The following is a 25,776-nucleotide window of genomic DNA, read 5'->3' on the forward strand; positions in this document are numbered from 1 at the left end:
CCATCCAGCCCACATGACGTCACGACCTCCGCCTACCGCCCGTTCCGCGGCGCGACGCCATCACGTCGCGCTGATGCTCATCCCCTTGTTGGTGCTGGTGCTGGTGACCGGGCTGGCCATGGCCGCGGTGCAGGTTCAGGCCGCGGTACGGGCCTTCGAACGCAGCGCCAACCAGACCGCCAACGTGCACCTGCAGGCCGTCAACGCCCTGCTGCGCTACGCCCATGATCAGCGTGAGAGCGATTGGCAGCACTACCGGGAGGTCATGCGCATCCCGGAAAGCGCGCAGCAGACACGACGCCTGCTGCTGCAGCACGGCCCGGAGGCGCTGCCCGAGGTCGAGAAGAGGATGATCGCGGCCGGGAGGGAGCCTGGGGACGTGGCGGCCATGCTCCGCCTCTACCGCTGGGTCGGCCCGCGCTTCATGTCCGACACCACGCGCATGGGCTGGCGCCAGACCGACGCCCTGATGGACAGGCTGGAGCAGGAAGCCCAGCATCTGCACGCGGCCGCCCAGGCCGGTACCGACCCGATCGCGACCGACACTCCGGCCGTCCTGCAGCGCATCCACGCGATCGACACCAGCTTGCGCGCCACCGACCTCAGCCTGTCAGCCTCCTGGGCACGGGCGGCACGGTCCACCACCTTGGTGCTGCAGGTCGGTATCGGTCTGATCGCGGCGGTGCTGGCCTTGCTCAGCGCGCTGCTGATCCGGCGCAGCCTGGCCGAGCAGACCCACTACACCCGCGCCCTGAGCGAAGCCCATCGGCGCTGGGAGCTGGCCTCCCATGCCGCCGGCCTGGGCCTGTACCAGCTGGACGCGGCCACCGGTGACATCCAGCTGGACGGCACGGCCGCGGCCATGCACGGCCTGGGCGACCAGCCATGTGCGCTGAAGCGCGACGCGTTGCGCGCGCTCATCGTCGAGGAGGATGTTCTGCGCACCCGGCAAGAGGTCGATGAGGCCCTGCAGGTCGGCGACGACTACCGCATCACCTACCGCGTGCGCCAGCCGGATGGCCAGGTGCGCACGCTGGAAGCCAGCGGCCGGCGCATCCAGGCGGGCCGCCCTCAACACATCAGCCTGATCGGCGTGCTGCGGGACGTGACCGAGGCGGCCAACCAGGCCGAGCAGGCCTTGAGGCGCGAAGCCGCCGAGCGCGTGGCCCAGGAGCAACGCGCCTTTCTGTCCCGCCTGAGTCACGAGCTGCGCACCCCGCTGAACGCCATCCTGGGCTTTGCGCAGTTGCTGGGGCTCGGCGACCGCGCCTCCTTGGGCGATGCCCAGCGCCAGCAGGTGCAATGGATCTTGACCGCCGGCCAGCAGCTGCTGGCCCTGATCGAAGACGTGCTCGACCTCTCCAAGGTGGAGGCCGGCGAGATCACCCTGCACCTCGAGCGCGTGGACGTCAACGCCCTGGTGCGCGAGTGCCTGCCCCTGCTGGATGCCGCACGCCAACAGCATCAGATCACGCTCCTGAACCGGGCCGCAGAAACGCCCTTGTACGCCCAGGTCGATGCCCAGCGCCTGCGCCAGATCGTCATCAACCTGCTGAGCAATGCCTGCAAGTACAACCGCCCGCACGGCCATGCGACGATCGACACCCGGCTGGACGACGGGGAGGTCGTCATCGACATCAGCGACGACGGCATCGGCATGCGCCCCGAAGATGCGGCCCAGCTCTTTCAGCCCTTCAAGCGGGTGGCGTCGGCCATGGGCCACGCCGAAGGCACTGGCCTGGGGCTCTACATCGTCAAGCAACTGGTCGAGCGCATGCAAGGCCAGGTGAGCGTGGTCAGCGAGCTGGGGGTGGGCACCCGCTTCAGCGTGCGCCTGCCCCAGGCCTGAGGCTCAGGGCGGGCCCACAGCGCCTCACAGGCCCTCGTCCGACAGCCACTGGCGCAGCGTGCGCACCATGTCGCGGTCGTTGTGCAACCAGGCATTGTGACGGTAGTCGTTGTAGTAGCGCTCTTCCTCGCTCTGCTCGGCCAGCGCTTCGTACACAAATCGCAGCACCATCTGCCCGGCTTGAGGCTCTTCAATGCGAATGGTCAGCCGGATCGGGGCGGTGTCGCCATGGGTCTCGGGCGTGAAGACGAGTTCGGCGTGCGGCCTGGCGACCACCACGTCGCGGAGCGTGTGCGGACCGAAGACCTGGGTGCGCGCATACACGCCCGGCTCGGTTTCGCGCCAGGTGCAGGACTCGGGCCCCATGGGAAAGCGCTGGGGCTGCTGCACGCGCAGCATCAGGCCCTGCCAAAGCTGCTCGCGCGTGAAAGCGGGCGCCATCAGCTGCAGGCTGGTCGCCGGGGCATTGACTTCGATGAGGTGTTCAAAACGCATGGGGCGAAGCTTACCGCTGACGCGATAACCCTGTTGCGTCAACACATTGCGCATGACGTCAAGACAGTCACCCGGCAAGGAGACTAAACTGGCGCTCGCTTGTGTTTCAACTCCAGCCGCGTTCAAGCGCGGACCTCGCCATGTCCCAGTGCACGACCTCGTCTTCTGCAGCCCCGGCCGCCGCCCCCTCGGCCCAGCCCATCAAGCTCGTGCCGCCGAAGTCGGTGCTCAACAGCCATGGCTGCGGCGGTGCCTGCACCGATCCGGATTTCGCCGACGGCCGCTGGCCGCGCGCCAAGGTGCTAGCTGTTCAACCTGCCCTTCAACGACCTGCTGTGGCAGGCCCAGCAGGTGCACCGCGCCCACTGGGATGCCAACGAAATCGAACACGCCACCTTGCTGTCGGTGAAAACTGGCGGGTGCCCGGAAGACTGCGGCTACTGCCCGCAATCGGCCTCGTACGACACCGGCGTGGAAGCCAGCAAGCTGATGTCGCCCGACGAGGTGCGCGAGGCCGTGATCGCCGCGCGCGATGCCGGCGCCAGCCGCTTCTGCATGGGTGCCGCCTGGCGCGCCCCCAAAGACCGCGACATCGAGAAGGTGGCCGAGCTGATTGGCGTGATCAAGCAGGAAGGTCTGGAGGCCTGCTGCACGCTGGGCATGCTGACCGACTCGCAAGCCCAGTCGCTCAAGGATGCCGGCCTGGACTATTACAACCACAACCTCGACACCGCCCCCGAGCTGTACGGTGACATCATCACCACGCGTGACCTGGAAGACCGCCTGCACACGCTCGAACACGTGCGCAAGGCCAACCTGAAGGTGTGCAGCGGCGGCATCGTGGGCATGGGCGAGACCCGTGAAGGCCGCGCCGGCCTGATCGCCCAGCTGGCCAACCTGCCGGTCTACCCCGAGTCGGTGCCCATCAACGACCTGGTGCGTGTGCCCGGCACCCCGCTGGCGGAGACCCCGCAGCTCGATCCGCTGGAGTTCGTGCGCACCATCGCCGTGGCTCGCATCACCATGCCCACCGCACGTGTGCGCCTGTCGGCCGGCCGCCAGGCCATGAGCGAAGCCGTGCAGGCGATGTGCTTCCTGGCCGGCGCCAACTCGATCTTCTACGGCGACAAGCTGCTGACCACCGGCAACCCCGAATTCGACAAGGACCAGGCGCTGATGGCCAAGCTGGGCCTGAAAAGCGGCAAGGCCGTGACGGCCAAGGCCCAGGCGGCCTGAGCTGGCGGCGAGGCCCGGCGGCCTGGCGGCCTGGGCCCAGTCGGCGTTGGAATAAATGAGCAATCCAGGCGGCCATCCCGCTCCGCCGGTGGGCGTCGGGGTACGCTTGCAGATTGTTTCATCCAGCCCCCCGGAGACCCTGCCCGATGGCCGCGCCCACTTCCTCGCCTCGCCCCCGCCCTGCCGCACGCCGCCCCACCTCACGCCGGGCTTCGGCCGGCGACATCAGCACCGCGCTGACCCCTGAGGGCCTGGCACAGCAGACGGCCGCCCAGGCCACCGAAGCGAGCCAGATCGCCCAGGTCGAGGCTCTGCGCGACATCGTCACGCAAACGCCACCCGCCACCTTGGCCCACGCGCTGGAGGCCGTGCTCAAAGGCGCCTCGCCCGATGACGCCGAGGTGCTGCGCGCCGCGCTCAAGGGCATGCTCGACGAGCCCGAGGTGACCGTGCACCCCGACGAGGAGCTCAGCCCCCACTGGCGCGATGCAACGGCCTACCCGTATCGCAACCTGATGTCGCGCAAGAATTACGAGAAGCAGAAGTACCGCCTCCAGGTGGAGTTGCTCAAGCTGCAGGCCTGGGTCAAGACCACCGGGCAGAAGGTCGTGATCCTGTTTGAGGGGCGCGATGCCGCCGGCAAGGGCGGCACCATCAAGCGCATGATGGAACACCTCAACCCGCGCGGTGCGCGCGTGGTCGCGCTGGAAAAGCCCAGCGATGTGGAGCGCGGTCAGTGGTACTTCCAGCGCTATGTGCAGCACCTGCCCACCGCCGGCGAGATCGTGCTGTTTGACCGCAGTTGGTACAACCGCGCCGGCGTCGAGAAGGTGATGGGCTTTTGCTCCGAAGCCGAGTACAAGGAGTTCATGCGCCAGGCGCCCGAGTTCGAGCGCAACCTGGTGCGCTCGGGCGTGCACCTGATCAAGTTCTGGTTCTCGGTGAGCCGTGACGAGCAGCGCCGCCGCTTCAAGGAGCGCGAGACCCACCCCCTCAAGCAGTGGAAGCTCTCACCGGTGGATCTGGCCTCGCTCGACAAGTGGGACGACTACACCCACGCCAAGGAGGCGATGTTCTTCCACACCGACACCGCCGATGCGCCCTGGACGGTGATCAAGAGCGACTGCAAGAAGCGCGCACGCCTCAACGCCATGCGCTACGTGCTGCACAAGCTGCCCTACACCAACAAGGACCTGCACCATGTGCCCATGCCCGATCCGCTGCTGGTGGGGCGCGCCAACGTGGTCTATGAAGAGGGCGAGCACGACGGCGACTCGCCCGACAAGGCCTGACGGTTCGGGGCCCGCCGGCCCGTCTCGATGCTCAGTCGAAGATCTCGCTGAGCCAGGACTTGGGCTTGCGGTAGCCCTGGCGGCTGTGCTTGCCAAAGTCGGAATCATCGAAATCGCGGTGGTGCGGCGGGCGCTGTGGCGCCTGGGGCTGTGCCGGGTGCGGCGCGTGGGCGGCCGGTTGCGGCGCATAGGCCGCCTGCGGCAAGGGCGCCGGGGCCGCCGCCACGGTGGCGCTGCGCTCGATCAGCTTGTCCAGCTCACCGCGGTCAAGCCACACCCCGCGGCACTGCGGGCAGTAATCGATCTCCACGCCCTGGCGCTCCGACATGACCAGGGTGACATCATGGCAATGGGGGCATTTCATCGGGGGCTCCTCGGCAACAACAGACAAGGCCCCGACGATAGCGCCTCGCACCCTTCGTGAACACCAGAAAAATCCACGCGCATGATGCGAAGGATTCGATAGATTGACCGCGACTTAGAATTTCAACGACCCCACAGACGAAGCACACACATGAACAAGGTTTACGCCTGCATTGACGGCCGCGCCAACACCTCCGCCGTGATCGATGCAGCGGCCTGGGCGGCGCAGCGCCTGTCCTGCCCCCTGACGCTCGCCCACGTGATCGAACCCCAGCCGGTGCTGGCCACCGGCCTGGACGCCAATGCCGCCATCGGCCTGGGCGCCCCCGACGTGCTGCTGCAGCAACTCAGCGAGCTCGATGCCCAGCGCACCCAACTGGCCCAGCAGGCCGGCCAGCGCATGATCAGCGCCGCGCAGGCCCGTGCCAGCGCGGCCGGCCTGAGCGCCGTCGACAGCGTGGTGCGCACCGATGAGCTGAGTGATGCCACCCTGAGCTGGCAGGCCGACGCCCGCGTCTTCGTGCTCGGCCAGAACCGCGACACCGCCCCGCGCGGACGCCGCCACCTGGACCACCACATCGAGCGCGTGGTGCGCAGCGTCAGCCGCACGGTGATGGTGGTGCCCAGCGAGGCCTTCACCGCCCCCGACCAGATCGTCGTGGCCTACGACGGCAGCCCCACCGCGCAGCGCGTGGTCGAGCGCCTGGCGGCCAGCCCCATCCTCACCGGCCTGCCGGTGACGCTGTTGATGGTGGGGGCCGACACCCCGGAGCACCGCGCCACCTTGCTGACCGCGCGCCAGAAGCTGGAGGCCGACGGCCGCCACGTCGAGACCCTGCTGTCGCCCGGTGAGCCGGAAGCCGAGATCCTGAACCTGCTGGGCCAGCGCCCACGCAGCCTGCTGGCCATGGGGGCCTACGGGCACTCGCGCATCCGCGAGTTCATCGTCGGCAGCACGACCACCACCTTGCTGCGTCTGAGCCCGGTGCCCGTGATGGTGCTGCGATGAGCACGCCCTCGGCCCTGAAGTCCGCGCTGTTTGTCGACTTTGACAATGTGTACTCCGGGCTGCGGCGCCTGGACGTGGCCTATGCCGAGGCCTTCGCCAGCGACCCGCTGCGCTGGCTGAACTGGGTCACGACCCAGCTGGCCATGCCCCTGGCCCCCGAGGCCCCGGTGCAGCGGCGCATCCTGGTGCGACGCTGCTACCTCAACCCGGTGATGTACCAGCGCTTTCGCTTCGGGTTCAGCAAGGCCGGCTTCGAGATCATCGACTGCCCGCCCATGACCTCAGCGGGCAAGACCAGCACCGACATCCACATGGTGCTGGACATGGTGGACGTGCTGCAAAGTCCCACGCATTACGACGAGTTCATCGTGTTCTCGGCCGATGCCGATTTCACGCCGCTGCTGCGCAAGCTGCGCCGTGACGACCGCCGCACCACCATCTTCGCGGCCGGCGCCACCTCGGCGTCTTACGATGCCTCGTCCGACCTGATCATCGACCCGGACGCCTTCGTGAGCGAGGCCCTGGGCTTTGGCGACGAGGACACCACCCCCACAGCCCCGCCGGACTTCGAAAGCCTGCTGTCACAGGCCGAAGCCCTGATCTGGTCGGTGATGGACAAGTCGCCCGAGCCCATCATGCTGCCGGCGCTCACGCGCATCCTGGCCACGCAGGTGCCGGGCCTGACCGACTCGCGCTGGGCCGGGCGTGGCACCTTCACGGGCTTTCTGCGCGATCTGACGCTGGAGCCGCTGCGCATCGACCGCGAGAACAACTGGCTGTACGATCCGCGTCGGTTGCGCGGCGCCGCCCCCGCCGAGGCGCCTCGCAACGGGCGGACGGACGCACCACCGAGCGCCCCCGCGGCAGCCTCCGCTGCCCCGTCCGACCCGCGCGCGCAGATCGAGCGCCTGCTGGCCGACGCCGTGGCCAGTTCGGCCCGGCCCGTGGCGGTGGCCCGACTGGCGCACTTGGTGCGCCAGCACATCCCCGGCATCGACACCGACTGGCTGGGCCACGGCACCTTCAAGCGCCTGCTGGAGACACTGCACCCGCCGGGCGTCGAGATCTCGTGGTCGCACCTGGGGGGGCATGCCCTCGACCCCCAGCGTCACAGCCCGGACTTCCTGAGCCAGTCGGCGGCCACCGCGGGCGACCAGCCCTCGCGCGACCCGCGCTGGCCGCAGGTGGCACCCATGCTGCAGGTGGCCAACCTGCCCGCCATGCCGGGCTACAAGTACCGTGCGGTGCTGCAGGCCCTGTCCCATGCTTTGGCCGAAGGACCCTACGCGCTGGCCCACACCAGCAAGCGCATCCACGAGCGGTGTCTGGACGCACACGTGAGCGTGAGCCGCCCCGACATCCACGCGCTGCTGCGGGCGCTGCTTTTCAACGGCTTTGACCCGACGACGTCGGCCACCTCGTTCGACGACCTCGTGGCCACCACCTGTGGGGTGGCGCTGGCCGCATGCGAGCGCGAGGGCATGACCATCAGCGACGCCGACCGGGCCGCCCTGCTAGGCTGGGTGGTGAGCGAGCAAGGCGCGCCCTGAGGCGCCGCACCCAGCACAACAGGAGACGCACGATGTTTGAATCGGCCGCCATCGGGCACAAGATCAGCAAGGACGTTTACAAGGCCGAGGTACCCGCCTTGCGCGCCGCCTTGCTCGACGCGCAGATCGAGCTGTTTGAGCGCAAGAAGATGCCCGTGCTGGTGCTCGTCAGCGGACAGGATGGCGCCGGCAAGGGCGAGACCATCAACCTGCTCTACGAGTGGATGGACCCACGCTTTCTGTCCACCCTGGCCTTTGCCGACCCCACCGACGAAGAACGCGAGCGCCCGCACATGTGGCGCTACTGGCGCTCGCTGCCGCCCAAGGGCCGCATCGGCATCTTTGCCGGCTCCTGGTATTCCGATCCGATCCGCGAGCGTCTGCTGGGCCACATGTCGCTCAAGGAGCTGGACGCGCGCGCCGACCAGATCAACCGCTTCGAGGCCATGCTGGTCAACGAGGGCGCCCTGGTGCTGAAGTTCTGGTTCCACCTGACCAAGGACGCGCAGCGCAAGCGCCTGAAGTCGCTGGCCAGCGACCCCCGCACCGCCTGGCGTGTGACCCAATGGAACTGGGACCGCCTCAAGACCTTTGACAAGCTGCAAGAGGCTGCCGGCCACATGCTGCGCATGACCAACACGCCGCAGGCGCCGTGGGTGGTGCTGGACGGCAGCGACGACCGCTACCGCCACCTGACGGTGGGCAAGGTGATGCTGGACGCGATCCGCGCGCGCCTGGCCAGCCCGGAGCCCGCCCATCCCCCGGTGGCCCCGATGGTGCGCGTGGACACCGACGGGCGCAATGTGCTGACCGAGCTGGACCTGACGCTCAAGATGGAGGAGCGGCAGTACGAGAGCGAGCTGTCGCGCTGGCAGGCACGCCTGTTCGAGCTGATGCGCGATCCGCGCTTCAAGGACCGGGCGCTGGTGTGCGCCTTCGAAGGGGCCGATGCCGCAGGCAAGGGCGGCGCGATCCGGCGCATTGCGTCGGCGCTGGACGCGCGCCAGTACCAGATCGTGCCGGTGGCCGCCCCCAACGAGGCCGAGAAGGCCCAGCCCTATCTGTGGCGCTTCTGGCACCACCTGCCCCGCCGCGGGCACCTGACGATTTTTGACCGCACCTGGTACGGGCGCGTGCTCGTGGAACGTGTGGAAGGTTTTTGCAGCGAGAGCGACTGGCTGCGCGCCTACAACGAGATCAACGACTTCGAGCACGAGCTGAGTGCATCCGGCATCATCGTCATCAAGTTCTGGCTGCAGACCAGCCGCGACGAACAACTGCGACGTTTTGAAGAGCGCGCCAAGGTGCCCTTCAAGCAGTTCAAGATCACGGAAGAAGACTGGCGCAACCGCGAGAAGTGGGACGCCTACCAGCAGGCCGTGTGCGACATGGTCGAGCGCACCAGCACCGGCGAGGCGCCCTGGACGCTGGTCGAGTCGGACGACAAGCGCCATGCGCGGGTCAAGGTGCTGCGGACCCTGTGCGAACGACTGGAGGCCGAGCTGGAGCGGGGGATGCCCGACGGGATGCATGCCGGGGCCTGGGACCGTGGCCTCGGACCGGAGGCGGCCACGGAGCGGCACGGCAAGGGCAAACACAAAGCCAAGCACAAGGCCGGCAAAGCCCGCAAGGCCGGACGCGCCAAAAAGGACTGATCAGGCGGTCGTGGGCGGCGCCCCGTCGCTGGCCACCCTCCCATCGACCAGTTCGATGACGCGGTCGCAGCGCCCGGCCAGGCGCGGGTCGTGCGTGACCACCAGAAAGGTGGTGGCGACCTGTTCGTGGATGCGTCGCATCAGCGCGAACACCTCGCTGGACGAGGCGGTGTCGAGGTTGCCGGTGGGCTCGTCGGCCAGCACCAGCTTGGGTTCGAGCATGAGCGCCCGCGCCATGGCGACGCGTTGCTGCATGCCCCCCGACAAGGCGCCCGGCACACGGTCCATCGCATGGGCCAGGCCCACGGCGTCGAGCAGGCTGCGGGCGCGTTCGCGCTCACGCGGCCCGATGCCGCCATCGCGGGCCAGCACGGGCATCAGCACGTTTTCCAGCGCGGTGAAGGCCGGCAGCAGGTGGTGGAACTGGAAGACGAAGCCCAGGGTGTCGCGGCGCAGGCGGGTCAGGGCCTCGTCGTCGAGCTCGGCGACCGACTGGCCATCGAGCACATAGCGGCCGCTGGTGGCGGGCTCCAGCAGGCCGAGGATGTTGAGCAAGGTGCTCTTGCCTGAGCCCGAGGGGCCGATCAGGGCAGCGAACTCGCCGGTGGCCAGGCGCAGGTTCAGGCCATGCAGCACCTCGGTTTCGTTGGGCTGACCGACGTTGTAGCGCTTGCGCAGGTCGGTGAGCACCACCAGGTCGCGGCCAGCCCGAGATGCCGAGGCCGGCGCGGCGGCAGACACCTCGGATGGGGTGGGCAATGAGGACGATGCAGTCGATGCGGGCATGACAGGCTGGGGGAGGCCGGGCTGGCTCATGTCGTGCGCCTCACATCCGGATGGCCTGGGCCGGGTCCATGTGCGCGGCCCGGCGTGCCGGGGCCACGGCGGCCAGCACCCCCGCCACGCTGGTGATCAGCACGATCTGCAGGGCCATCGCGGGCGGCAAGGTGATGGCGAACAGCGGCAGGCCATCCGAGCCTTTCACGAAGGCCGTGAAGCCGGCGATCAGGCCGGCGGCCAGCAAGACGCCGAGCAGGGAGCCCAGCGTGGCCACCAGCACGCCTTGCAGCAGGAACACCCGCAGGATCTGGCCGCGGGTGGTGCCCATGGCGCGCAGGATGCCGATTTCGCGCTGCTTTTGCACCACCGAGACCACCAGCACGCTGGCAATGCCCAGCACCACCACCAGCATCACCACGGTGCGGATCACGGCGGTGCTGACGCTTTGCGCGCGCAGGGCCGACACCAGCTGGGCATTGGCCTCTTGCCAGCTTTCGACCTTGTTGGGCAGCTCGCGGGCGAGTACCTTGGCCAGGTCCTGCGCGGTCCAGACATCGTCCAGGCGCAGGTCGATCTGGGTCACGCCGCCGGGCAGGTTCAGCAGGGTCTGGGCCGAACGCAACGGCACCAGCACCATGCGGCGGTTGAGGTCCTTGATGCCCAGATCGACCAGACCCGTCAGGCGCACCGTGTCGAGGCGCTCGTTGATGACCACGGTGATGCGGTCGCCCACGCGCACGCCCAGGTCCTCGGCGAGGGTCTGGCCGATGATGGCTTCGCCAGGCGACAGGGTCAGGGTGCCGGCCACCAGTTTGCTGCGCAGGTTGACGATGCGATCGTAGCGGCTCAGTTCCACGCCGGACAGGGCGATGGCGCGGGTGGCCTCACCGCGCTGGGCCAGGGCCGCGCCCGAGGTCATCGGAGACACGGCCGAAACGCCCGGGCGCTGTGCCAGCAAGGTGGCGATCGCCTGCCAGTTGGTGATGGTCTGGAGGCGCTGGGCGCGCGCCTGGGTGTCGCTCCAGCGCACACTGCCCACCTGTGGCGCGAGGGCCGGGGTGACGCGCTCTTCCAGCGGGGAGACGCTGATGTGGGCCTGGGCACCCAAGGTTTTCTCCAGGGTGTTGCGCTGCAAACCGGTGATGAGGGCCGAGATGTAGGCGACCACGGCCACGCCTGCGGCGACGCCCACGATGATGAGCAGGCTCTGGAAGCGCCCCTCGGTGAGGAAGCGCACGGCCACCCGCCATTCGAAGCCCAGCGCGGAGAAGGTCGGGGGGCGCACGATACAGCCCGTTTCAGCGGCTGAAGGTCTGGGAGATACCGCCCTCGGCGCGGTCGCGCGAGACGCCGCCTTGCGAAGGGGCCGGAGTGGCCTTTTGCGCAGCGTTCTGTTGCGCGGACTCGGCCTGCGTGAGCGCACGCACGCGGGTGCCCGGGGTCACGGTTGGGTCAAGCAGCACCTGCTCGCCCGCACGCAGACCGCTGCGCACCGCGACCTGGTCCAAGGTGCGCAGGCCCAGCGTCACCTCACGCACCTGGGCACGACCGTCTGCCAACACCAGCACGGTGGCCCGGCCATCGCTGGCACGGGTCTGGGCGCCGTCGGCCGCGTCGCGCACGGCCTGCAAGGGCAGCGCCAGTACCGCGGCTTCACGGGCGGTGACCACTTCGATGGACAGGGTCATGTCTTCGCGCAAGAAGGCGGGGCGCTCGCCCTGCAGGCGCAGCGTCACCTCGACCGCGCCGCTTTGGGCATTGACGGCCGGGGCGAGCCGATCGACCACGGCCTCGAAAGGCTGGGCCGGGTAGGCATCGGCCAGCACGGCGGCGCGTTGGCCGACCTGCAACTGGCCAAGGTAGCGTTCGTCCACCTGGGCGACCAGTTCGGTGGGGCCGTCCACCGACAGGGTCAACAGGCTTTTGCCGGCCTGCACGATCTGGCCGGGCTCAACGCTGCGCACCAGCACACGACCGGGGCCAGGGGCGCGCACGGTGGCCTGGTCGAGCTTGGCACGGGCCACCTCGACCGCCGCCTTCGCCGCCGCCAACTGGGCCTGGCTGCCGGCGCGCTCGGCGCCTTGCGGGCGATTGGCCTGCACCTGCACGCGGGCCGCATCACGCTGGGCGCGGGCCACGGCCACGCTGCGCTGGGCCTCGTCCAGGCGGGCCTGGCTGTAGAACTGTTGGGCGACCAGCTCGCGGGTGCGGGCCAGATCGCGCTCGGCCTGCAGCACGGTGGCCTCGGCCTGAGCCAAGGTGGCCTCGGCACTCGGCAGCGCCAGGGCCTGCACGCTGCCCAGTCGCGCCTGGGCCTGTTGCGCGCTGGCCTGGGCCTGCAGCCAGGCGGCACGCCATTCGTCGGCCTCCAGCTCGATCAGGGCATCGCCCTGGGCCACGACGTCGCCCTCGCGCACGCGCACCTGCTGCACCCGGCCGGTCAGTGTCACGCCCACATCCACACGGGCCGGGGTCTTGACGCGACCGGTGAACTGCAGGGTGCGCACCAGGGGCTGGGACGCCACGGTGATCACGGCCACGGCTTGGGCCCGCCCCCACAGCCCCGCCGCGATCAACCCCAGCAGCACCACGGCGGCGATCAGCCACCAACGAGGTCGGGTCCACCAGGATGAAGACGATGCAGGCATGACAGGCGGGTCAAGGGGGTGAGTCGGGGACGACGGGGGGCGAACTCAAAGTGTGCCCGAAATCACCGCCCCGCTTGCCGACTCAAAACGGCGGCAAGCCTGCGTCAGGGGCGGCGCTGTTGTCCGTGGCAGCTTGGGCGGCTTGCCAGCGCGCCTGCCAGCGGGCGTTCTCGGCGCGCAGGCTGGCCACGGTCTGCAGCAGGCGGGCGATGGTGGCCTCGGGCGCTTCGCCGGGGCGAGGGCCGTCGTCCACCTCGGGCGCTGGGGCGCTGTGATCCGAAGGCAGGTCACCCTCGGTCTGAGGTGCTCGGGCCATGCGGGCCGCAGCGCGGGCCTCGCGCACCTGGCGGGCGGCCTGCTGCAGCTCTTTCTTGCCCCCGGCCACGGCGGCGACCTGCTGTTCGACCGGCAGCGAGGCCACGGTGGCTGCGGCATTGATGGAGATGGTGCCGGCCTTGACGGCCTCGACCAGCTCGGGCGCGGCGGCCTTCTGGATCTTCTCGATCTGGGCGACGGTGGTGCTGCTCAGGCGGGCCACGCGGGCCAGTTCTTCGCGGCTGGGGATGGCGGGCTTGGCGGCCTCGGCGTCCCCGCCCTGCCCTGATTCAGCGGCCTCACGCTCGGCCTGGGCCGCAGCGGCTTCGGCCTGGGCGGCGGCCAGCCCCGCCTGCACGGCCTGGGTGCGCGCACTCAGGATCTCCTTCTTGCGCAGCGCCAGCACGCCGCGCTGGAAGTCGGACACGCTGCGTCGGCCCAGGTGCTGGTCGATCATCCACAGGTGCACGTCTTCCATGCAGGTGAAGCGCGGGTTCTGCACGGTCTGGAAGGGGAGCCCGTGTTTCTGGCAGATGCCATAGCGGTTGTGGCCGTCCACCAGCACGTCGCCCCACAGCACCAGCGCGTCGCGGCAGCCTTCGGCCAGGATGCTGCGCTCGAGCGAGGCATGCTCCTCCGGGGTCAGCGGATCGATGTAGGCGCGCAGTTCCTCGAGGACGGTGATGTTCATGGTGGGCAGACAGACAGGTAGGGGCGGTGCGCGCCCGGAAGGCAGGCTCTCGGCGTGGCCAGAGGGGCCGCAACCGAAGGGGCGCCATTGTAGTGAGGCCCCGGTGGCGGGGCGCGGGGCGAGTGCTGCCGGTTCAACCCGGGATCGAAATCAACCCAGATCGAACTGCGCACGCAAGGCGTCGCAAAAGGCCGGCGTGCCGCTGAGCGACAGGCTCACAGTGTGGCGCGGTGTGCCGGGCGGCTGGGGCTCGACGCTGATGCGGCCGGTGCGCTCGTCAAAGCACAGGGACTCGGCCGCGGTGAACTCGCGCTGGCCCTGCAGGTCGTGGTCCCACTCGAAGCCTTCGGCCACGGGGCCGTGCCCGTCGGGGAAGGTGCGAAAGGCCCAGGCCAGCACCTCGGCCACCTCGGCATGCACGGCGGCCACCTGCGAAGGGCTCACCGAGGCCAGGGTTTCGAAGGTGCCGATGCCCTCGGCGTCTTCGCTGTAGTCAAATTCCAGGTAGTTCAGCGTCATGCGCGCCGAGCTTACGCCGAATTCCTACGCGGCGTTCGCCTGGGCGGCCTGTTCGGCATACCAAGCCAGGCAACCGGGGTTGGCCATCGCCTCGGGGTTCACCACCTTGCGGATGTCGTGGCCCAGGAAGAGCTTCTTGATCGGCACCTCCTGCTTCTTGCCCGACAGCGTGCGCGGGATCTCGGGCGCCTGCCACAGGTCGTCCGGAATGAAGCGCGGCGACAGCGTGGTCTTGATGGCGTCGTGGATGCGCTCACGCAAGGCCTCGTCCAGCGTCAGCCCGTCGCGCAGCACCACGAACAGGATCATGCGGCTGGGCCGGCCCAGGTACTCCAGGTCGATCACCATGGCGTCGAGCACCTCGGGCAGGGCTTCGACGGCGGCGTAGATCTCGCTGGTGCCCATGCGCAGGCCGTGGCGGTTGATGGTGGCGTCGCTGCGGCCGTAGATGATGCAACTGCCGTCCGGGTGGATGCGCACCCAGTCGCCGTGGCGCCAGATGCCGGGGTAGACGTCGAAGTAGCTCGACAGGTAACGGGCGTTGCCACTGTCACCCCACAGGTAGAGCGGCATGGACGGCAAGGGGCGCGTGCAGACCAGCTCGCCCACCTCGTCGATGACCGGCCCGCCCGCTTCGTTCCAGGCTTCGACGGCGCTGCCAAGCTGGCGGCAGGCCAGACGCCCGGGTTGCTGCGGCAGCTCGCGGTGGCTGCCGATGAAGACACCACAGAAGTCGGTGCCGCCCGAGATGTTGTTCCACCAGATGTCGGGCGTGCCCAGGCGCGCGAACTGCGCCGTGCCCCAGCGCTGCACGTCTTCGGACAAGGGCGAGCCGGTGGAGCCCAGGGCGCGGATGCGCGTGAGGTCGCCGCAGGCGGTCAGGTCGATGCCGGCCTTCATGCAACCGGCATAGAAGGCCGCCCCCGCGCCGAAGTAGGTGACGCGGTGGCGGGCCGCGAAGCGCCACAGCACCGACCAGTCGGGCGCGTCTTTCGAACCGGCGGGGCTGCCGTCGTACAAGCAGATGGTGGCGCCATCGAGCAGGCCACTGACCTGGCTGTTCCACATCACCCAGCCGGTGGTGCTGTACCAGTGAAAGCGCTCGCCCAGGCTGTTGGGCGCGTAGCTGCAGCCGACATCGCCCAGCTTGCGCGAGGCCGCGCTCACCATCACGATGCCGCCGTGGCCGTGCACCAGGGCCTTGGGCAGGCCGGTGGTGCCGCTGGAATAGACAATCCACAGCGGGTGGTCGAACGGCAGCCACTCGGGCTCGAAGGCGGCGGTGGCCGCGTCGTCGCGGGCAATGGCTTGGGCGAACTCGCGCTCGGCCGCCACGTGGTGGGTGGCGTAGGGGCTGCGCAGCACGATGAGGTGCTCGACCGTGGGCAGGTCGGCGCGCAGGGCCTCGACCACGGCGCCGCGGTCCAGGGCCTTGCCGGCATAGTGGATGCCATCGACGGCGATCAGCACGCGCGGCGTGATCTGCGCAAAGCGGTCGGCGACGGCCTGCGTGCCCATGTCGGGCGCGCACACGCTCCAGATGGCCCCGACGCTGGCACAGGCCAGGAAGGCGACCACCGTCTCGGGCGTGTTGGGCAGGTAGGCAGCCACGCGGTCGCCACGCTGCACGCCCAGCTCGCGCAAGGTCAACGCCAGCGACGCCACCTGGCGGCGCAACTCGGGCCAGCTGAGCTCGCGCACCTCGCCCAGCTCGTTCTCGCTGACGATGGCGGGAAAGCCCGCAGCGTGGGCCGGCGCCACATGGCTGAGCACGCGCTGAGCGTAGTTGACCTGGGCGCCCTCGAACCAGCGTGCGCCCGGCATGCGGGCATCGGCCAGGGCCGCGGTGTGCGGCGTGGGCGAAACCATGCCGTCGTAGTCCCACAGGCTTTGCCAGAAGGCTTCCTGGTCGGTGACCGACCAGCGCCACAGCGCGTCGTACGAATCGAAATGCAGGCCGCGTTCGGCGGCCAGCCAGTCCTGGTATAGCCGGATCTGGGGAACGTAGGGAGGCGTCATGGGGCGCAGGTCCTTTGGAGGCAATCGTCGCAATTTAGCCCCACACACCCGGCCGCGCCATGCTGGATAAGCCTGAGTCCGCACATCCCCTGTGACCGAAAAGCCGAAACATCCTCCGCATTCGCCACCGCCCGGGTGACAATCACGACACGCTCACCGCCCCGCGACATGAAGCTTTCGACCCCCTACATTCGCCTGGTTCTGGAAGTCACCCTCGCTGCGGCCCTGATCGAGCTGGTGATCATGCGGCTGGTGCCGCTGAGCCTGCCAGGCGTCAGCGGCTGGCGTGAAGCGGTGGCCGATGCGGTGCTGCTCGTGCTCGCCCTGGCCCCCATCGTGTGGTGGCGCAGCGTGCGGGCCTTCCAGCGTCATGCCCGCCAGGGGGGCCACCCAACCCTCGCGCTCGATGCGGCCGGCAGCCTGGGCCTGAGCCTGATCGTACTGGTCACCGGCATGCTGCTGAGCCTGTGGGCCGGCCAGCGCACCGGTGCCACCATCGAAGACCAGGCCCGCGAACGCTTCGGGCGGATCTCCGCGCGCTTGGAGCAAAGCATCCACCAGCGCTTTGCCATGCCCCTGTTCGGCCTGCGCGGCGCGCACGGCACCCACAATGCCAGCGAGAAGCTCGACCGCGCCTCGTTTCGCAACTATGTCCATGCCATCAACCTGGATCAGCAGTTCCCGGGGGTGCGCGGCTTTGGCTACATCGTCAAGGTGCCGCGCAGCGAGATGAGCGCATTCGAACGCGCCGAGCGCGCTGACCACGCCGAGACCTTCACGGTCAGCACCCAGGGCACCGCGCCCGATCTGTACGTGATCAAGATGATCGAGCCCTCGGCCACCAACCAGGCCGCTCTGGGGCTGGACGTGGGGTCCGAGCCGGTGCGCCGGGCCGGGGTGCTCCGTGCCATTGAGACGGGACAACCGACCCTGACCGGGCCGATCACGCTCAAGCAGGACGAACGACAGCGCCCGGGCGTGCTGTACCTGCTGCCGCTCTACCAGGGTGCCTCCCCGCCGCTGAGCGCAGCCCAGCGCCGCGACAGGCTGGTGGGCATCTACTACGCGCCCATCGTGATCGACGAGCTGATGCAGGGCCTGTTCGACACCAGCGACCGGCAGGTCAACGTCAGCCTGAGCGACGAAACCGATGTCGACCCGGTCGAGATGTTCCGCGCCGACGGCCCCGCCGCGAGCGAATACAGCCAACGCTTCCAGGCCCGACGCACCCTCTCGATTGCCGGACGTCAGTACGTGCTGCGCACCCAGGCCAATGCCGCGTTCGAGCAGCGCGTGGACCGCAGCACCCCGAGCTGGATCGTGCTGGGCGGCTCGCTGCTGAGCGCCTTGCTGGCGCTGGCCACCTGGATGCTGGCCAGTGCCCGGGCCCGCACCGAAGCCCAGGCGGCCCGGCTGACGGCCGACCTCGAACGCCTCGCCGAGGTGGCCCGCCGCACCTCCAATGCCGTGATGATCACCGACCCTGACATGCGCATCAGCTGGGTCAACGAGGGTTTCACGCGCCTGTACGGCTACAGCTTTGACGAGGCCAAGGGCCAGTTGATGCGCACACTCGTTGGCACGCCCGACTGCCCCACCGAACGGCTGGTCGAGCTCGACGCCGCCTTGGCACGCGGCGAAGGCTGCCGGGTGGAGCTGCTCAACCGCGGCAAGGACGGCCACACCTTCTGGATCGACACCGAGATCCAGCCCCGCCGCACGGCGCAGGGCGAGTTGCTGGGCTTCATCGAGATCGCCCAGAACATTTCAGACCTGAAAGAGGCCAAGCGCCGGCTGGAGGCCGCCCAACGTGACACCGATGCCTTGCTGCGCACCCTCAACGCACATGCGCTCATCTCCGTCACCGACCGCAGCGGGCACATCGTCGAGGTCAACGACGCCTTCTGCGCCCTGAGCGGCTACAGCCGGGCCGAACTGCTGGGCCAGACCCACCACATCAACAACTCGGGCGTGCACGACCGCGCCTTCTGGGCCCACCTGTGGGAGACGGTCACGGCCGGTCGGCCCTGGCGTGGCGAAATCTGCAACCGCGCCAAGGATGGCTCGCTGTACTGGGTAGACAGCGTGATCGCGCCCTTCCTCGATGCCGACGGCCGGGTCGAACGCTTCGTCGCCATCCGCCACGATGTGACCCTGCGCAAGCTGACCGAGCAGCAGCTGCGCGACACCAGCACCTTGCTGACCAATGTGCTCAATGCCGCGTCCGGCATCGCGGTGATCGCCACGGACGCCGACCTGGTGATCCGCGTGTTCAACACCGGCGCCGAGCGACTGCTGGGCTGCCCCGCCAGCGAGATCGTGGGCCAGGCCACCCCCTTGCGCTTCCATGACCCGGCCCGCATCGCTGCGCGGCGCGCCTCCGTGCGGGCGCGACTCGGCAACATCGAACCCACGCCGCAGCAGCTCCTGATCGAACCCGGCGTGTTGGGCCAGGTGCGCCACCTCAACTATGTCCGTCAGGATGGCAGCCTGGTGCCGGTGTCCAGCGTGGTCACCGAGATGCGCTCCGCACAGGGTGAGCTCACGGGCTACCTGGGCATCGTCCAGGACCGCACCCAGAGCCTGGAGTACGAGACCTCGCTGCAGCAGGCCAAGCAGGTCGCCGAACAGGCCAGCGCGGCCAAAGGCCAGTTCCTGGCCAACATGAGCCACGAAATCCGCACGCCCATGAACGCCATCCTGGGCATGCTGCGCCTGCTGCACAAGACGGCGCTGGACGCGCGTCAGCTCGACTACACCAGCAAGGCCGAACGAGCGGCGCAATCGCTGCTGGGCCTGCTCAACGACATCCTGGACTTCTCCAAGATCGAAGCCGGCAAGATGAGCCTGCACCCACGGGCCTTCTCGGTGGCCCGTCTGCTGAGCGACCTGCACGTGGTGATGTCGGCCAACCTGGGCGACAAGCCGGTGGCCCTGCACTTCGTGCTCGACCCCGCCCTGCCCGACCGCCTGGTCGGCGACGATCTGCGCCTGCTGCAGGTGCTGATCAACCTGGGCGGCAACGCCATCAAGTTCACCCACCAGGGCCAGGTTGACGTGACGCTGGACGTGCTGTCGCAAGACGACGAGCAGGTGCGGCTGCGCTTTTCGGTGCGCGATACCGGCATCGGCATGAGCCCGGACGCCCTCTCGCGCATCTTCGAAGGCTTCTCGCAAGCCGAAGGCTCGACCACCCGCCAGTACGGCGGCACGGGCCTGGGCCTGGCCATCAGCCGGCGCCTGATCCAGCTGATGGGCAGCCAGGTGCTGGTGCGCAGCGAGCCCGGACAGGGCAGCACCTTCTGGTTCGACCTCGCGCTGCGCCTGCCCACCGCCGCCGATGCCGACCCCAGCTCCCCCATGCCGCTGGACGCCCTTGCCCCCACGCGCCGCCTCGCCGGCTGGCATCTGCTGCTGGTGGAAGACAACCCCAACAACCGCCAGGTCGCCAGCGAGTTGCTGAGCGACGAAGGCGCCGAGGTCAGCATGGCCCACAACGGCGCCGAGGGCGTGCAGGCGGTGCTCAACGCCCCGGACCTGATCGACGCGGTGCTGATGGACGTGCAGATGCCCGTGATGGACGGCCTCACGGCCACGCGCACCTTGCGTGAGGCCCTGGGCGAGGCCGCCCCGCCCATCATCGCGATGACCGCCAACGCCCTGCCTGCCGACTTGGCCGCGTGCCGCGAGGCGGGCATGGTGGCCCACGTCGGCAAGCCCTTCGACCTGAACCACCTGGTCGAGACCGTGCTGACCCATGGCCGTCGGGCGCTGGCCCCGGCCGCCAGCGCCCCGGCCATGCGGGTGCGCAGCCTGACTCCCACCTTGCTGCCGGCCGCCCAGGCCGAGGCCCAGGTGCAGGGCGTGGCCCTGGACGCCGCCCTCGCGCGCCTGGGCCACCGACAGGACGTGTACCGGCGCCTGCTCGCGCGGTTCTGCGAGCAACTGCCGGACGCCGTCGCGCAGGCCCGCCAGGACTGGGCCCAGCATGACGCCCACGCCCTGCGGGCCTGGCTGCACGGCTTCAAGGGCCTGGCCGGCACCCTGGGCCTGCACACGCTGCAAGCGCTGGCGGCGGCGGCCGAACAGGCCTGCCCAGCGCCCCTGCTCGACGGGCCGCGTCCCGCCTGGCTGGAACAGCTGCTGAGCGCCATGGAGACCGCCCACACCCGCCTGCCCGCGCTGCTGGCCGCCCTGCCCCCACCCACGCAGGCCGCCACCGACGCCCTGGCACCCCTCGACCGCACTCTGTTGCACACGCAGCTGCAGGAGCTGATTAAACTGCTGCAACACTCGGACATGACCGCGCTCGACTGCCACGCCCGCCTGCAGGCCGCCCACGGCCCGGCCCTGGGCGAGGCCTTGACGCCCCTCAACGACGCGATGGCCCACCTGGACTTTGCCCAGGCCATCGAACACGGTCAGCATCTGCTGACCACCTGGCCCCTGGAGTGACACGGATGCTGCCTGTCGATGCGGCCCTGGCCGATCTGCTCAAAGAGCCCGAGCGCAAGCCCCGGCTGCTGGTGGTCGATGACCAGCCCACCAACATCCAGGTGCTCTACCGCGTCTTTGCGGACGACTGCCAGGTCTTCATGGCCACCTCGGGCGCGCAGGCCCTGCAGACGGCGCGCCAGGAAAGCCCCGACGTCATCCTGCTCGACGTGATGATGCCGGAGATGGACGGCTACGAGGTCTGCCGCCAGCTCAAGCAGGACAGCGCCACCCGCGACATCCCGGTGCTCTTCGTCACGGCCCACCACGAAGCCCAGGAAGAGACCCGGGGCCTGGACGCCGGCGCGGTGGACTTCATCACCAAGCCCATCAACCCGGCGGTGGTGCGCGCGCGGGTGCGCACCCACCTGACCCTCAAGCGCCAGACCGACCTGCTCAAGCGCCTGGTCTTCATCGACGCGCTCACCCACGTTTTCAACCGCCGCTACTTCGATGAGCGGCTGAGCGACGAGTGGGGTCGGGCGCAGCGCACGGGCAAGCCCCTGAGCCTGATCCTGGTCGACGTGGACTTCTTCAAGCAGTACAACGACGAGCTGGGCCACCAGCGCGGCGACGAGGCTTTGCGCCAGGTGGCCCATGCCCTCACCGAGACGGCCCTGCGCCCTGGTGATGTGGTGTGCCGCTACGGCGGCGAAGAGTTCGCCTGCCTGCTGCCCGACACCGACCTGGACGGCGCCCGGCAGGTGGCCCAACGCATGAAGCTGGCCGTGCGCGAGCTGGCCATCGCCCACCCCGCCTCGAGCGTCGCCGAGGTCCTGACCATCAGCGCGGGCCTGGCCGTGCGCGCCCCCACCTCCCGCGAGGATGCGGCCGCCCTGCTGGCCCTGGCCGATGCCCAGCTCTACCGCGCCAAGGCCGAGGGCCGGGCCCGGGTCTGCCACGCGGTGCTGGACTGAAGCCTGCCCTCGCTCACGCCGCGCGGCGTGCCTGCTCGAGCATGAAATCGATGAAGGTGGACGCCGCCCGCGTGTGGTGCCGGTTGGGCATGTAAAGCATGTACATCTTGGTGCCGAAGATGCTGAGCTTCCAGTTGTCGAGGGCGGTGACCATCTCGCCGTGCTCGACCAGGTCCTGCACCACGTAGTCGGGCACCAGGCCCACGCCCAGGCCGGCCACGATGGCCTCGCGCAGAAACAGGAAGTTTTCGCTGGTGAGCGTGGGCGACAGCGGCACCTCGTGGCGCTCGCCCTCCAGATACGCCGCCAGGCGCAGCTGCCGCCCCACCACCGCCGAGGTGATCAGCGGCGCGCGCGAGAGGTCTTCCAGCGTGGCAGGCATGCCCTGGGCCTGGGCATAGCCCGGTGTGGCGCACGCCACGTAGCGCACCGAGCCCATGTCGCGGGCCACCAGATTGTCAGGCGGGTCGGTCATCACGCGCACGGCAATGTCCACCTCGTCGCGCATCAGGTCGACCACGCGGTTTTCAAACACCACGTCCAGCACGATCCCGGGGTAGGCGCGCTTGAAGTCGATCAGCCAGGGCGCCATGACCAACTGGCCGTAGCCGCTGGGCACGCTCAGGCGCACCCGCCCCTGCAGGGTCTGGCCCAGGGTGGTGACGGTTTCACGCGCGGCTTCCAGCTCGTTGCGGATCTGGCGGCCGTGCTCGTACAGCCGCAGCCCGATCTCAGTGGGCTCGATGCGGCGGGTGGTGCGGCGCACCAACTGCTGGCCCACAGCGCGCTCGAACTGGTTGAGGTGGTAGCTCACGTTGGCGCGGCTCATCTTCAGGCGCCGGGCGGCCTCGGAGAGGTTGCCAGCGTCGAGGATTTCGACCAACATCGACAGGGACTGCAGTTCCATAGCGCAATAGAGCGGCCCGTCGAGCGGGCCAACTGTCAAATTTTGCTTGACAGTCTGTCAATGCCCGAAGGGATTGTCAAGACAGCGACCCTGTCGAACAATCCGTGTCAACCTGCTGGCCGTCCGGCCCGGGTCGTTTTCTGCTCCAAGAAAGAGACACACCATGGAACCCACCGCTGCCGCGCCCGTTGTCCAGACCACCGTGAGCGACCACATCGCCCTGGTGACCCTCTCCAACCCGCCCGTCAATGCGCTGAGTACTGCGGTGCGCCAAGGTCTGCAACAAGCGATCACCGCGCTCAACGGCAACGCCGACGTGCACGCCATCGTGATCACGGGTTCGGGCAGCAACTTCATGGCCGGCGCCGACATCCGCGAATTCGGCCTGCCCCCGCAAGCGCCTTCGCTGCCCGATGTGTGCAACCAGATCGAAGCCTCGGACAAGCTGGTGATCGCGGCCATCCATGGCGCCGCACTGGGCGGTGGCCTGGAAATCGCCCTGTCGGCCCACTACCGCGTGGCCGTCGAGACCGCCAAGGTCGGCCTGCCCGAAGTGAACCTGGGCCTGCTGCCCGGCGCCGGTGGCACGCAACGCGCGCCGCGTCTGGCCGGTGCCGCCGCCGCGCTCGACCTGATGCTCAGCGGCCGCCACGCTGGCGCCAAGGAAGCGCTGCGCCTGGGCCTGATCGACCACATTGCGACCAGCGATGACATCGCCGCCGAAGGCATTGCCTACGCCCGCAGCCTGCTGTCGGACGGTGCCCCGGTGCGCCGTAGCAGTGAGCAAACCGACGCCCTGGCCGACCGCGCCGCGCAGCAAGCCGCCATCGACGCCGCCCGCGCCGATGTGGCCAAGAAGAAGGGCCTGTTCTCGCCCGCCAAGATCGTGGACTGCGTGCAGGCCGCTCTGGACCAGCCCTTTGCCGAAGGCCTGGCCGTCGAGCGCGAGCTGTTCACCCAGTGCCTCAACAGCCCGCAGCGTGCCGGTCTGGTCCACGTGTTCTTTGCCGAGCGTGAAGTCACCAAGTCGCCCGAAACCCAGTCCGCCCAGCCCCGTCCCTTCCAGAAGGTCGGCGTGATCGGTGGCGGCACCATGGGTGCCGGCATTGCCGTGTCCCTGCTGGACGCCGGCTTGAGCGTGACCATGATCGAGCGCGATGACGCCGCCCTGGCCCTGGGCCAGTCGCGCGTCGCCAAGGTCTACGACGGGTCCATCGCCAAGGGTCGCCTGAGCGAAGAAGGCAAGGCCGCCATCCTGGCGCGCTTCAACGGCTCGACGAGCTACGACGCGTTGGCCGATGCCGACATCGTCATCGAAGCCGTGTTCGAAGACATGGGCGTCAAGAAGGCCGTGTTCGCCGAACTCGACCGCGTCTGCAAGCCCGGCGCCGTGCTGGCCACCAACACCTCTTACCTGGACATCAACGAGGTCGCCAACAGCGTCTCGCGTCCGCAAGATGTGGTCGGCCTGCACTTCTTCTCGCCGGCCAACATCATGAAGCTGCTGGAGATCGTGGTGCCCGCCAAGGTGAGCGCCGACGTGGTCGCCACCGGCTTTGCGCTGGCCAAGAAGCTCAAGAAGGTGCCCGTGCGCGCTGGCGTGTGCGACGGCTTCATCGGCAACCGCATCCTGGCCGTGTACCGCCAGGCCGCCGACTACATGATGGAAGACGGCGCCTCGCCGTTCGAGATCGACGCCATGGTGCGTGCCTTCGGCTACCCGATGGGCCCGTACGAAATGAGCGATCTGGCCGGTGGCGACATCGGCTGGGCCACGCGCAAGCGCCGTGCCGCCACGCGTGACCCCAAGGCCCGTTATGTGCACATCGCCGACAAGCTGTGCGAGCGCGGCTGGTTCGGCCAGAAGACCGGCCAGGGCTGGTATGTCTACGAAGCCGGCACCCGCGGTGGCAAGCCCAACCCGGCGGTCGAGCCCATCATCGCCGAAGAGCGCGCCAAAGCCGGCGTGACCCCGCGCACCTTCACCCGCGAAGAGCTGGAGCGCCGCTATGTGGCCGCCATGGTCAACGAAGGCGCCAAGGTCGTGGCCGAAGGCATCGCCCTGCGCCCGCTCGATGTGGACGTGACCCTGGTCTATGGCTACGGCTTCCCCCGCTACAAGGGCGGCCCGATGAAGTACGCCGACCTGGTCGGTCTGCCGCAGATCCTGGCCGACATCGAAGCCTTCGCCAAGGAAGACCCGCTGTTCTGGCAACCGGCCCCGCTGCTGGTCAAGCTGGTGCAGGAAGGCAAGAACTTCGACAGCCTGAACAAGGCCTGACCCGCCGCTCACCGCAGAACACCTAGGAGACCCGCATCATGCGCCAAGCCGTCATCGTGTCCACCGCACGGACCCCCATGACCAAAGCCCACCGGGGCGAATTCAACGTCACCCCCGGCACCACACTGACGGCCTTTGCCGTCAAGGCCGCAGTCGAGCGCGCTGGCATGGACCCTGCCCTGATCGAAGACATCATCATTGGCTGTGGCTACCCCGAAGGCCGCAGCGGCCGCAACCTGGGCCGCACCAGCGCCCTGCGCGCCGGCCTGCCGCTCACCATCGCTGGCGCCACCGTCAGCCGCTTCTGCGCATCGGGCCTGATGGCCGTGGCCACCGCGGCCAGCCGCATCATCGTGGACGGCGCCCCGGTCATGGTCGCTGGCGGCATGGAGAGCATCTCCGGCCTGCGCCGCCCGGACGGCACCGGCCTGGAGTCGGGCATCGACCCCTGGCTGCTGGAGCACAAGCCCGATCTGTACATGACCATGATCGAGACGGCCGACGTGGTGGCCCAGCGCTACGCCATCAGCCGTGAAGCACAGGACCAGTTCTCGCTGGCCAGCCAGCAAAAAACCGCCGCCGCACAAGCCGCTGGCATCTTCAAGGAAGAGATCATCTCGGTGACGACCACCATGGGGGTGACCGACAAGGAAACCAAGGAGGTGTCCTACAAAGAGGTCTCGATCGATCACGACACCTGCAACCGCGCCGACACCACCTACGAAGGCCTGGCCAAGCTGGCCCCGGTGCGTGGCC

General features: G+C 69.0%; 18 protein-coding genes and 2 pseudogenes. 10 read left to right on the plus strand and 10 right to left on the minus strand.

The window, feature by feature from the left end; all coding sequences use genetic code 11:
* Positions 1-13 precede the first annotated feature (13 nt).
* Complete coding sequence (locus tag RBT42_RS02615) at positions 14-1,849, plus strand: PAS domain-containing sensor histidine kinase (RefSeq protein WP_320362290.1); 1,836 nt, start codon at positions 14-16, stop codon at positions 1,847-1,849.
* A 24-nt stretch (positions 1,850-1,873) separates the two neighbouring features.
* On the opposite strand, the gene RBT42_RS02620 is transcribed toward RBT42_RS02615, so the two are convergent.
* The gene (locus RBT42_RS02620; RefSeq protein WP_320362291.1) at positions 1,874-2,344 is read right to left on the minus strand and encodes an AtaL-like protein; all 471 of its coding nucleotides are present in this window, start codon (positions 2,342-2,344) and stop codon (positions 1,874-1,876) included.
* A 106-nt stretch (positions 2,345-2,450) separates the two neighbouring features.
* Positions 2,451-2,642 (minus strand): hypothetical protein, encoded by a 192-nt coding sequence (locus RBT42_RS02625; RefSeq protein ID WP_320362293.1) that lies wholly within the window; start codon positions 2,640-2,642, stop codon positions 2,451-2,453.
* Positions 2,643-2,650: 8 nt separating this feature from the next.
* Here RBT42_RS02625 and bioB point away from each other — a divergent pair.
* Together bioB and ppk2 are read left to right on the plus strand one after the other, a co-directional pair.
* Positions 2,651-3,580: pseudogene (bioB, locus tag RBT42_RS02630) on the plus strand (biotin synthase BioB); the annotation flags it as partial.
* Between the two features lie 146 nt (positions 3,581-3,726).
* The gene (ppk2, locus tag RBT42_RS02635) at positions 3,727-4,872 is read left to right on the plus strand and encodes a polyphosphate kinase 2 (RefSeq protein WP_320362295.1); all 1,146 of its coding nucleotides are present in this window, start codon (positions 3,727-3,729) and stop codon (positions 4,870-4,872) included.
* A gap of 31 nt (positions 4,873-4,903) precedes the next feature.
* Here ppk2 and RBT42_RS02640 read toward each other — a convergent pair whose 3' ends face one another.
* On the minus strand, positions 4,904-5,236 hold the full coding sequence (locus RBT42_RS02640; protein ID WP_320362297.1) for a zf-TFIIB domain-containing protein: 333 nt from the start codon (positions 5,234-5,236) through the stop codon (positions 4,904-4,906).
* A 150-nt stretch (positions 5,237-5,386) separates the two neighbouring features.
* On the opposite strand from RBT42_RS02640, the gene RBT42_RS02645 reads away from it, so the two are divergent.
* The 3 genes from RBT42_RS02645 to pap are packed head-to-tail and all read left to right on the plus strand — an operon-like array spanning position 5,387 to position 9,449.
* The gene (locus tag RBT42_RS02645; protein ID WP_320362299.1) at positions 5,387-6,244 is read left to right on the plus strand and encodes a universal stress protein; all 858 of its coding nucleotides are present in this window, start codon (positions 5,387-5,389) and stop codon (positions 6,242-6,244) included.
* Entirely contained in the window at positions 6,241-7,794 is a 1,554-nt protein-coding gene (locus tag RBT42_RS02650) for an NYN domain-containing protein (protein ID WP_320362301.1), read from the plus strand. Before RBT42_RS02645 ends, RBT42_RS02650 begins: the two co-directional genes overlap by 4 nt.
* Positions 7,795-7,826: 32 nt before the next feature.
* Positions 7,827-9,449 carry a polyphosphate:AMP phosphotransferase gene (gene pap / locus RBT42_RS02655; RefSeq protein ID WP_320362303.1) on the plus strand — a complete coding sequence of 541 codons (1,623 nt, stop codon included), beginning with the start codon at positions 7,827-7,829 and terminating at the stop codon, positions 9,447-9,449.
* Here the strand turns inward: pap and RBT42_RS02660 are convergent, their stop codons facing one another.
* The 6 genes from RBT42_RS02660 to RBT42_RS02685 all read right to left on the minus strand — a co-directional run bounded on the left by RBT42_RS02660 (position 9,450) and on the right by RBT42_RS02685 (position 16,421).
* Positions 9,450-10,265 (minus strand): ABC transporter ATP-binding protein, encoded by an 816-nt coding sequence (locus tag RBT42_RS02660; protein ID WP_320362305.1) that lies wholly within the window; start codon positions 10,263-10,265, stop codon positions 9,450-9,452.
* Positions 10,266-10,275: 10 nt separating this feature from the next.
* Positions 10,276-11,514, minus strand: coding sequence for an ABC transporter permease (locus tag RBT42_RS02665; protein WP_320362307.1), 1,239 nt, complete (start codon positions 11,512-11,514; stop codon positions 10,276-10,278).
* Positions 11,515-11,527: 13 nt separating this feature from the next.
* Positions 11,528-12,877, minus strand: a complete 1,350-nt coding sequence (locus tag RBT42_RS02670) for an efflux RND transporter periplasmic adaptor subunit (RefSeq protein WP_320362309.1) — start codon at positions 12,875-12,877, stop codon at positions 11,528-11,530.
* Positions 12,878-12,959: 82 nt separating this feature from the next.
* The gene (locus RBT42_RS02675; protein ID WP_320362310.1) at positions 12,960-13,883 is read right to left on the minus strand and encodes a hypothetical protein; all 924 of its coding nucleotides are present in this window, start codon (positions 13,881-13,883) and stop codon (positions 12,960-12,962) included.
* A 150-nt stretch (positions 13,884-14,033) separates the two neighbouring features.
* On the minus strand, positions 14,034-14,402 hold the full coding sequence (locus RBT42_RS02680) for a hypothetical protein (RefSeq protein WP_320362312.1): 369 nt from the start codon (positions 14,400-14,402) through the stop codon (positions 14,034-14,036).
* Positions 14,403-14,426: 24 nt separating this feature from the next.
* Positions 14,427-16,421 (minus strand): acetoacetate--CoA ligase, encoded by a 1,995-nt coding sequence (locus RBT42_RS02685; protein ID WP_320362314.1) that lies wholly within the window; start codon positions 16,419-16,421, stop codon positions 14,427-14,429.
* A 168-nt stretch (positions 16,422-16,589) separates the two neighbouring features.
* On the opposite strand from RBT42_RS02685, the gene RBT42_RS02690 reads away from it, so the two are divergent.
* Both RBT42_RS02690 and RBT42_RS02695 read left to right on the plus strand, forming a co-directional pair.
* On the plus strand, positions 16,590-20,876 hold the full coding sequence (locus RBT42_RS02690; RefSeq protein ID WP_320362316.1) for a CHASE domain-containing protein: 4,287 nt from the start codon (positions 16,590-16,592) through the stop codon (positions 20,874-20,876).
* Between the two features lie 5 nt (positions 20,877-20,881).
* Positions 20,882-21,832: a diguanylate cyclase gene (locus RBT42_RS02695; RefSeq protein WP_320362318.1), complete on the plus strand. Its 951-nt coding sequence runs from the start codon at positions 20,882-20,884 to the stop codon at positions 21,830-21,832.
* A gap of 13 nt (positions 21,833-21,845) precedes the next feature.
* On the opposite strand, the gene RBT42_RS02700 is transcribed toward RBT42_RS02695, so the two are convergent.
* Complete coding sequence (locus tag RBT42_RS02700; RefSeq protein WP_320362320.1) at positions 21,846-22,739, minus strand: LysR family transcriptional regulator; 894 nt, start codon at positions 22,737-22,739, stop codon at positions 21,846-21,848.
* 163 nt (positions 22,740-22,902) lie between these two features.
* Here RBT42_RS02700 and RBT42_RS02705 point away from each other — a divergent pair, with 163 nt between their 5' ends.
* Both RBT42_RS02705 and RBT42_RS02710 read left to right on the plus strand, forming a co-directional pair.
* Positions 22,903-25,020, plus strand: a complete 2,118-nt coding sequence (locus tag RBT42_RS02705; RefSeq protein ID WP_320362321.1) for a 3-hydroxyacyl-CoA dehydrogenase NAD-binding domain-containing protein — start codon at positions 22,903-22,905, stop codon at positions 25,018-25,020.
* A 38-nt stretch (positions 25,021-25,058) separates the two neighbouring features.
* A pseudogene (locus RBT42_RS02710) lies at positions 25,059-25,776 on the plus strand (acetyl-CoA C-acyltransferase); the annotation flags it as partial.

The sequence above is a fragment of the Aquabacterium sp. genome (assembly GCF_034003525.1).
Classification (GTDB): Bacteria; Pseudomonadota; Gammaproteobacteria; order Burkholderiales; family Burkholderiaceae_C; genus Aquabacterium.

Coding starts and splice junctions, on each gene's coding strand:
- RBT42_RS02660 (WP_320362305.1), bottom strand. CDS start 10,265: ATGAGCCAGCCCGGCCTCCCCCAGCCTGTCATGCCCGCATCGACTGCA.
- RBT42_RS02685 (WP_320362314.1), bottom strand. CDS start 16,421: ATGACGCCTCCCTACGTTCCCCAGATCCGGCTATACCAGGACTGGCTG.
- RBT42_RS02705 (WP_320362321.1), top strand. CDS start 22,903: ATGGAACCCACCGCTGCCGCGCCCGTTGTCCAGACCACCGTGAGCGAC.
- RBT42_RS02620 (WP_320362291.1), bottom strand. CDS start 2,344: ATGCGTTTTGAACACCTCATCGAAGTCAATGCCCCGGCGACCAGCCTG.
- RBT42_RS02695 (WP_320362318.1), top strand. CDS start 20,882: ATGCTGCCTGTCGATGCGGCCCTGGCCGATCTGCTCAAAGAGCCCGAG.
- RBT42_RS02650 (WP_320362301.1), top strand. CDS start 6,241: ATGAGCACGCCCTCGGCCCTGAAGTCCGCGCTGTTTGTCGACTTTGAC.
- RBT42_RS02690 (WP_320362316.1), top strand. CDS start 16,590: ATGAAGCTTTCGACCCCCTACATTCGCCTGGTTCTGGAAGTCACCCTC.
- RBT42_RS02615 (WP_320362290.1), top strand. CDS start 14: ATGACGTCACGACCTCCGCCTACCGCCCGTTCCGCGGCGCGACGCCAT.
- pap (WP_320362303.1), top strand. CDS start 7,827: ATGTTTGAATCGGCCGCCATCGGGCACAAGATCAGCAAGGACGTTTAC.
- ppk2 (WP_320362295.1), top strand. CDS start 3,727: ATGGCCGCGCCCACTTCCTCGCCTCGCCCCCGCCCTGCCGCACGCCGC.
- RBT42_RS02670 (WP_320362309.1), bottom strand. CDS start 12,877: ATGCCTGCATCGTCTTCATCCTGGTGGACCCGACCTCGTTGGTGGCTG.
- RBT42_RS02675 (WP_320362310.1), bottom strand. CDS start 13,883: ATGAACATCACCGTCCTCGAGGAACTGCGCGCCTACATCGATCCGCTG.
- RBT42_RS02645 (WP_320362299.1), top strand. CDS start 5,387: ATGAACAAGGTTTACGCCTGCATTGACGGCCGCGCCAACACCTCCGCC.
- RBT42_RS02640 (WP_320362297.1), bottom strand. CDS start 5,236: ATGAAATGCCCCCATTGCCATGATGTCACCCTGGTCATGTCGGAGCGC.
- RBT42_RS02700 (WP_320362320.1), bottom strand. CDS start 22,739: ATGGAACTGCAGTCCCTGTCGATGTTGGTCGAAATCCTCGACGCTGGC.
- RBT42_RS02680 (WP_320362312.1), bottom strand. CDS start 14,402: ATGACGCTGAACTACCTGGAATTTGACTACAGCGAAGACGCCGAGGGC.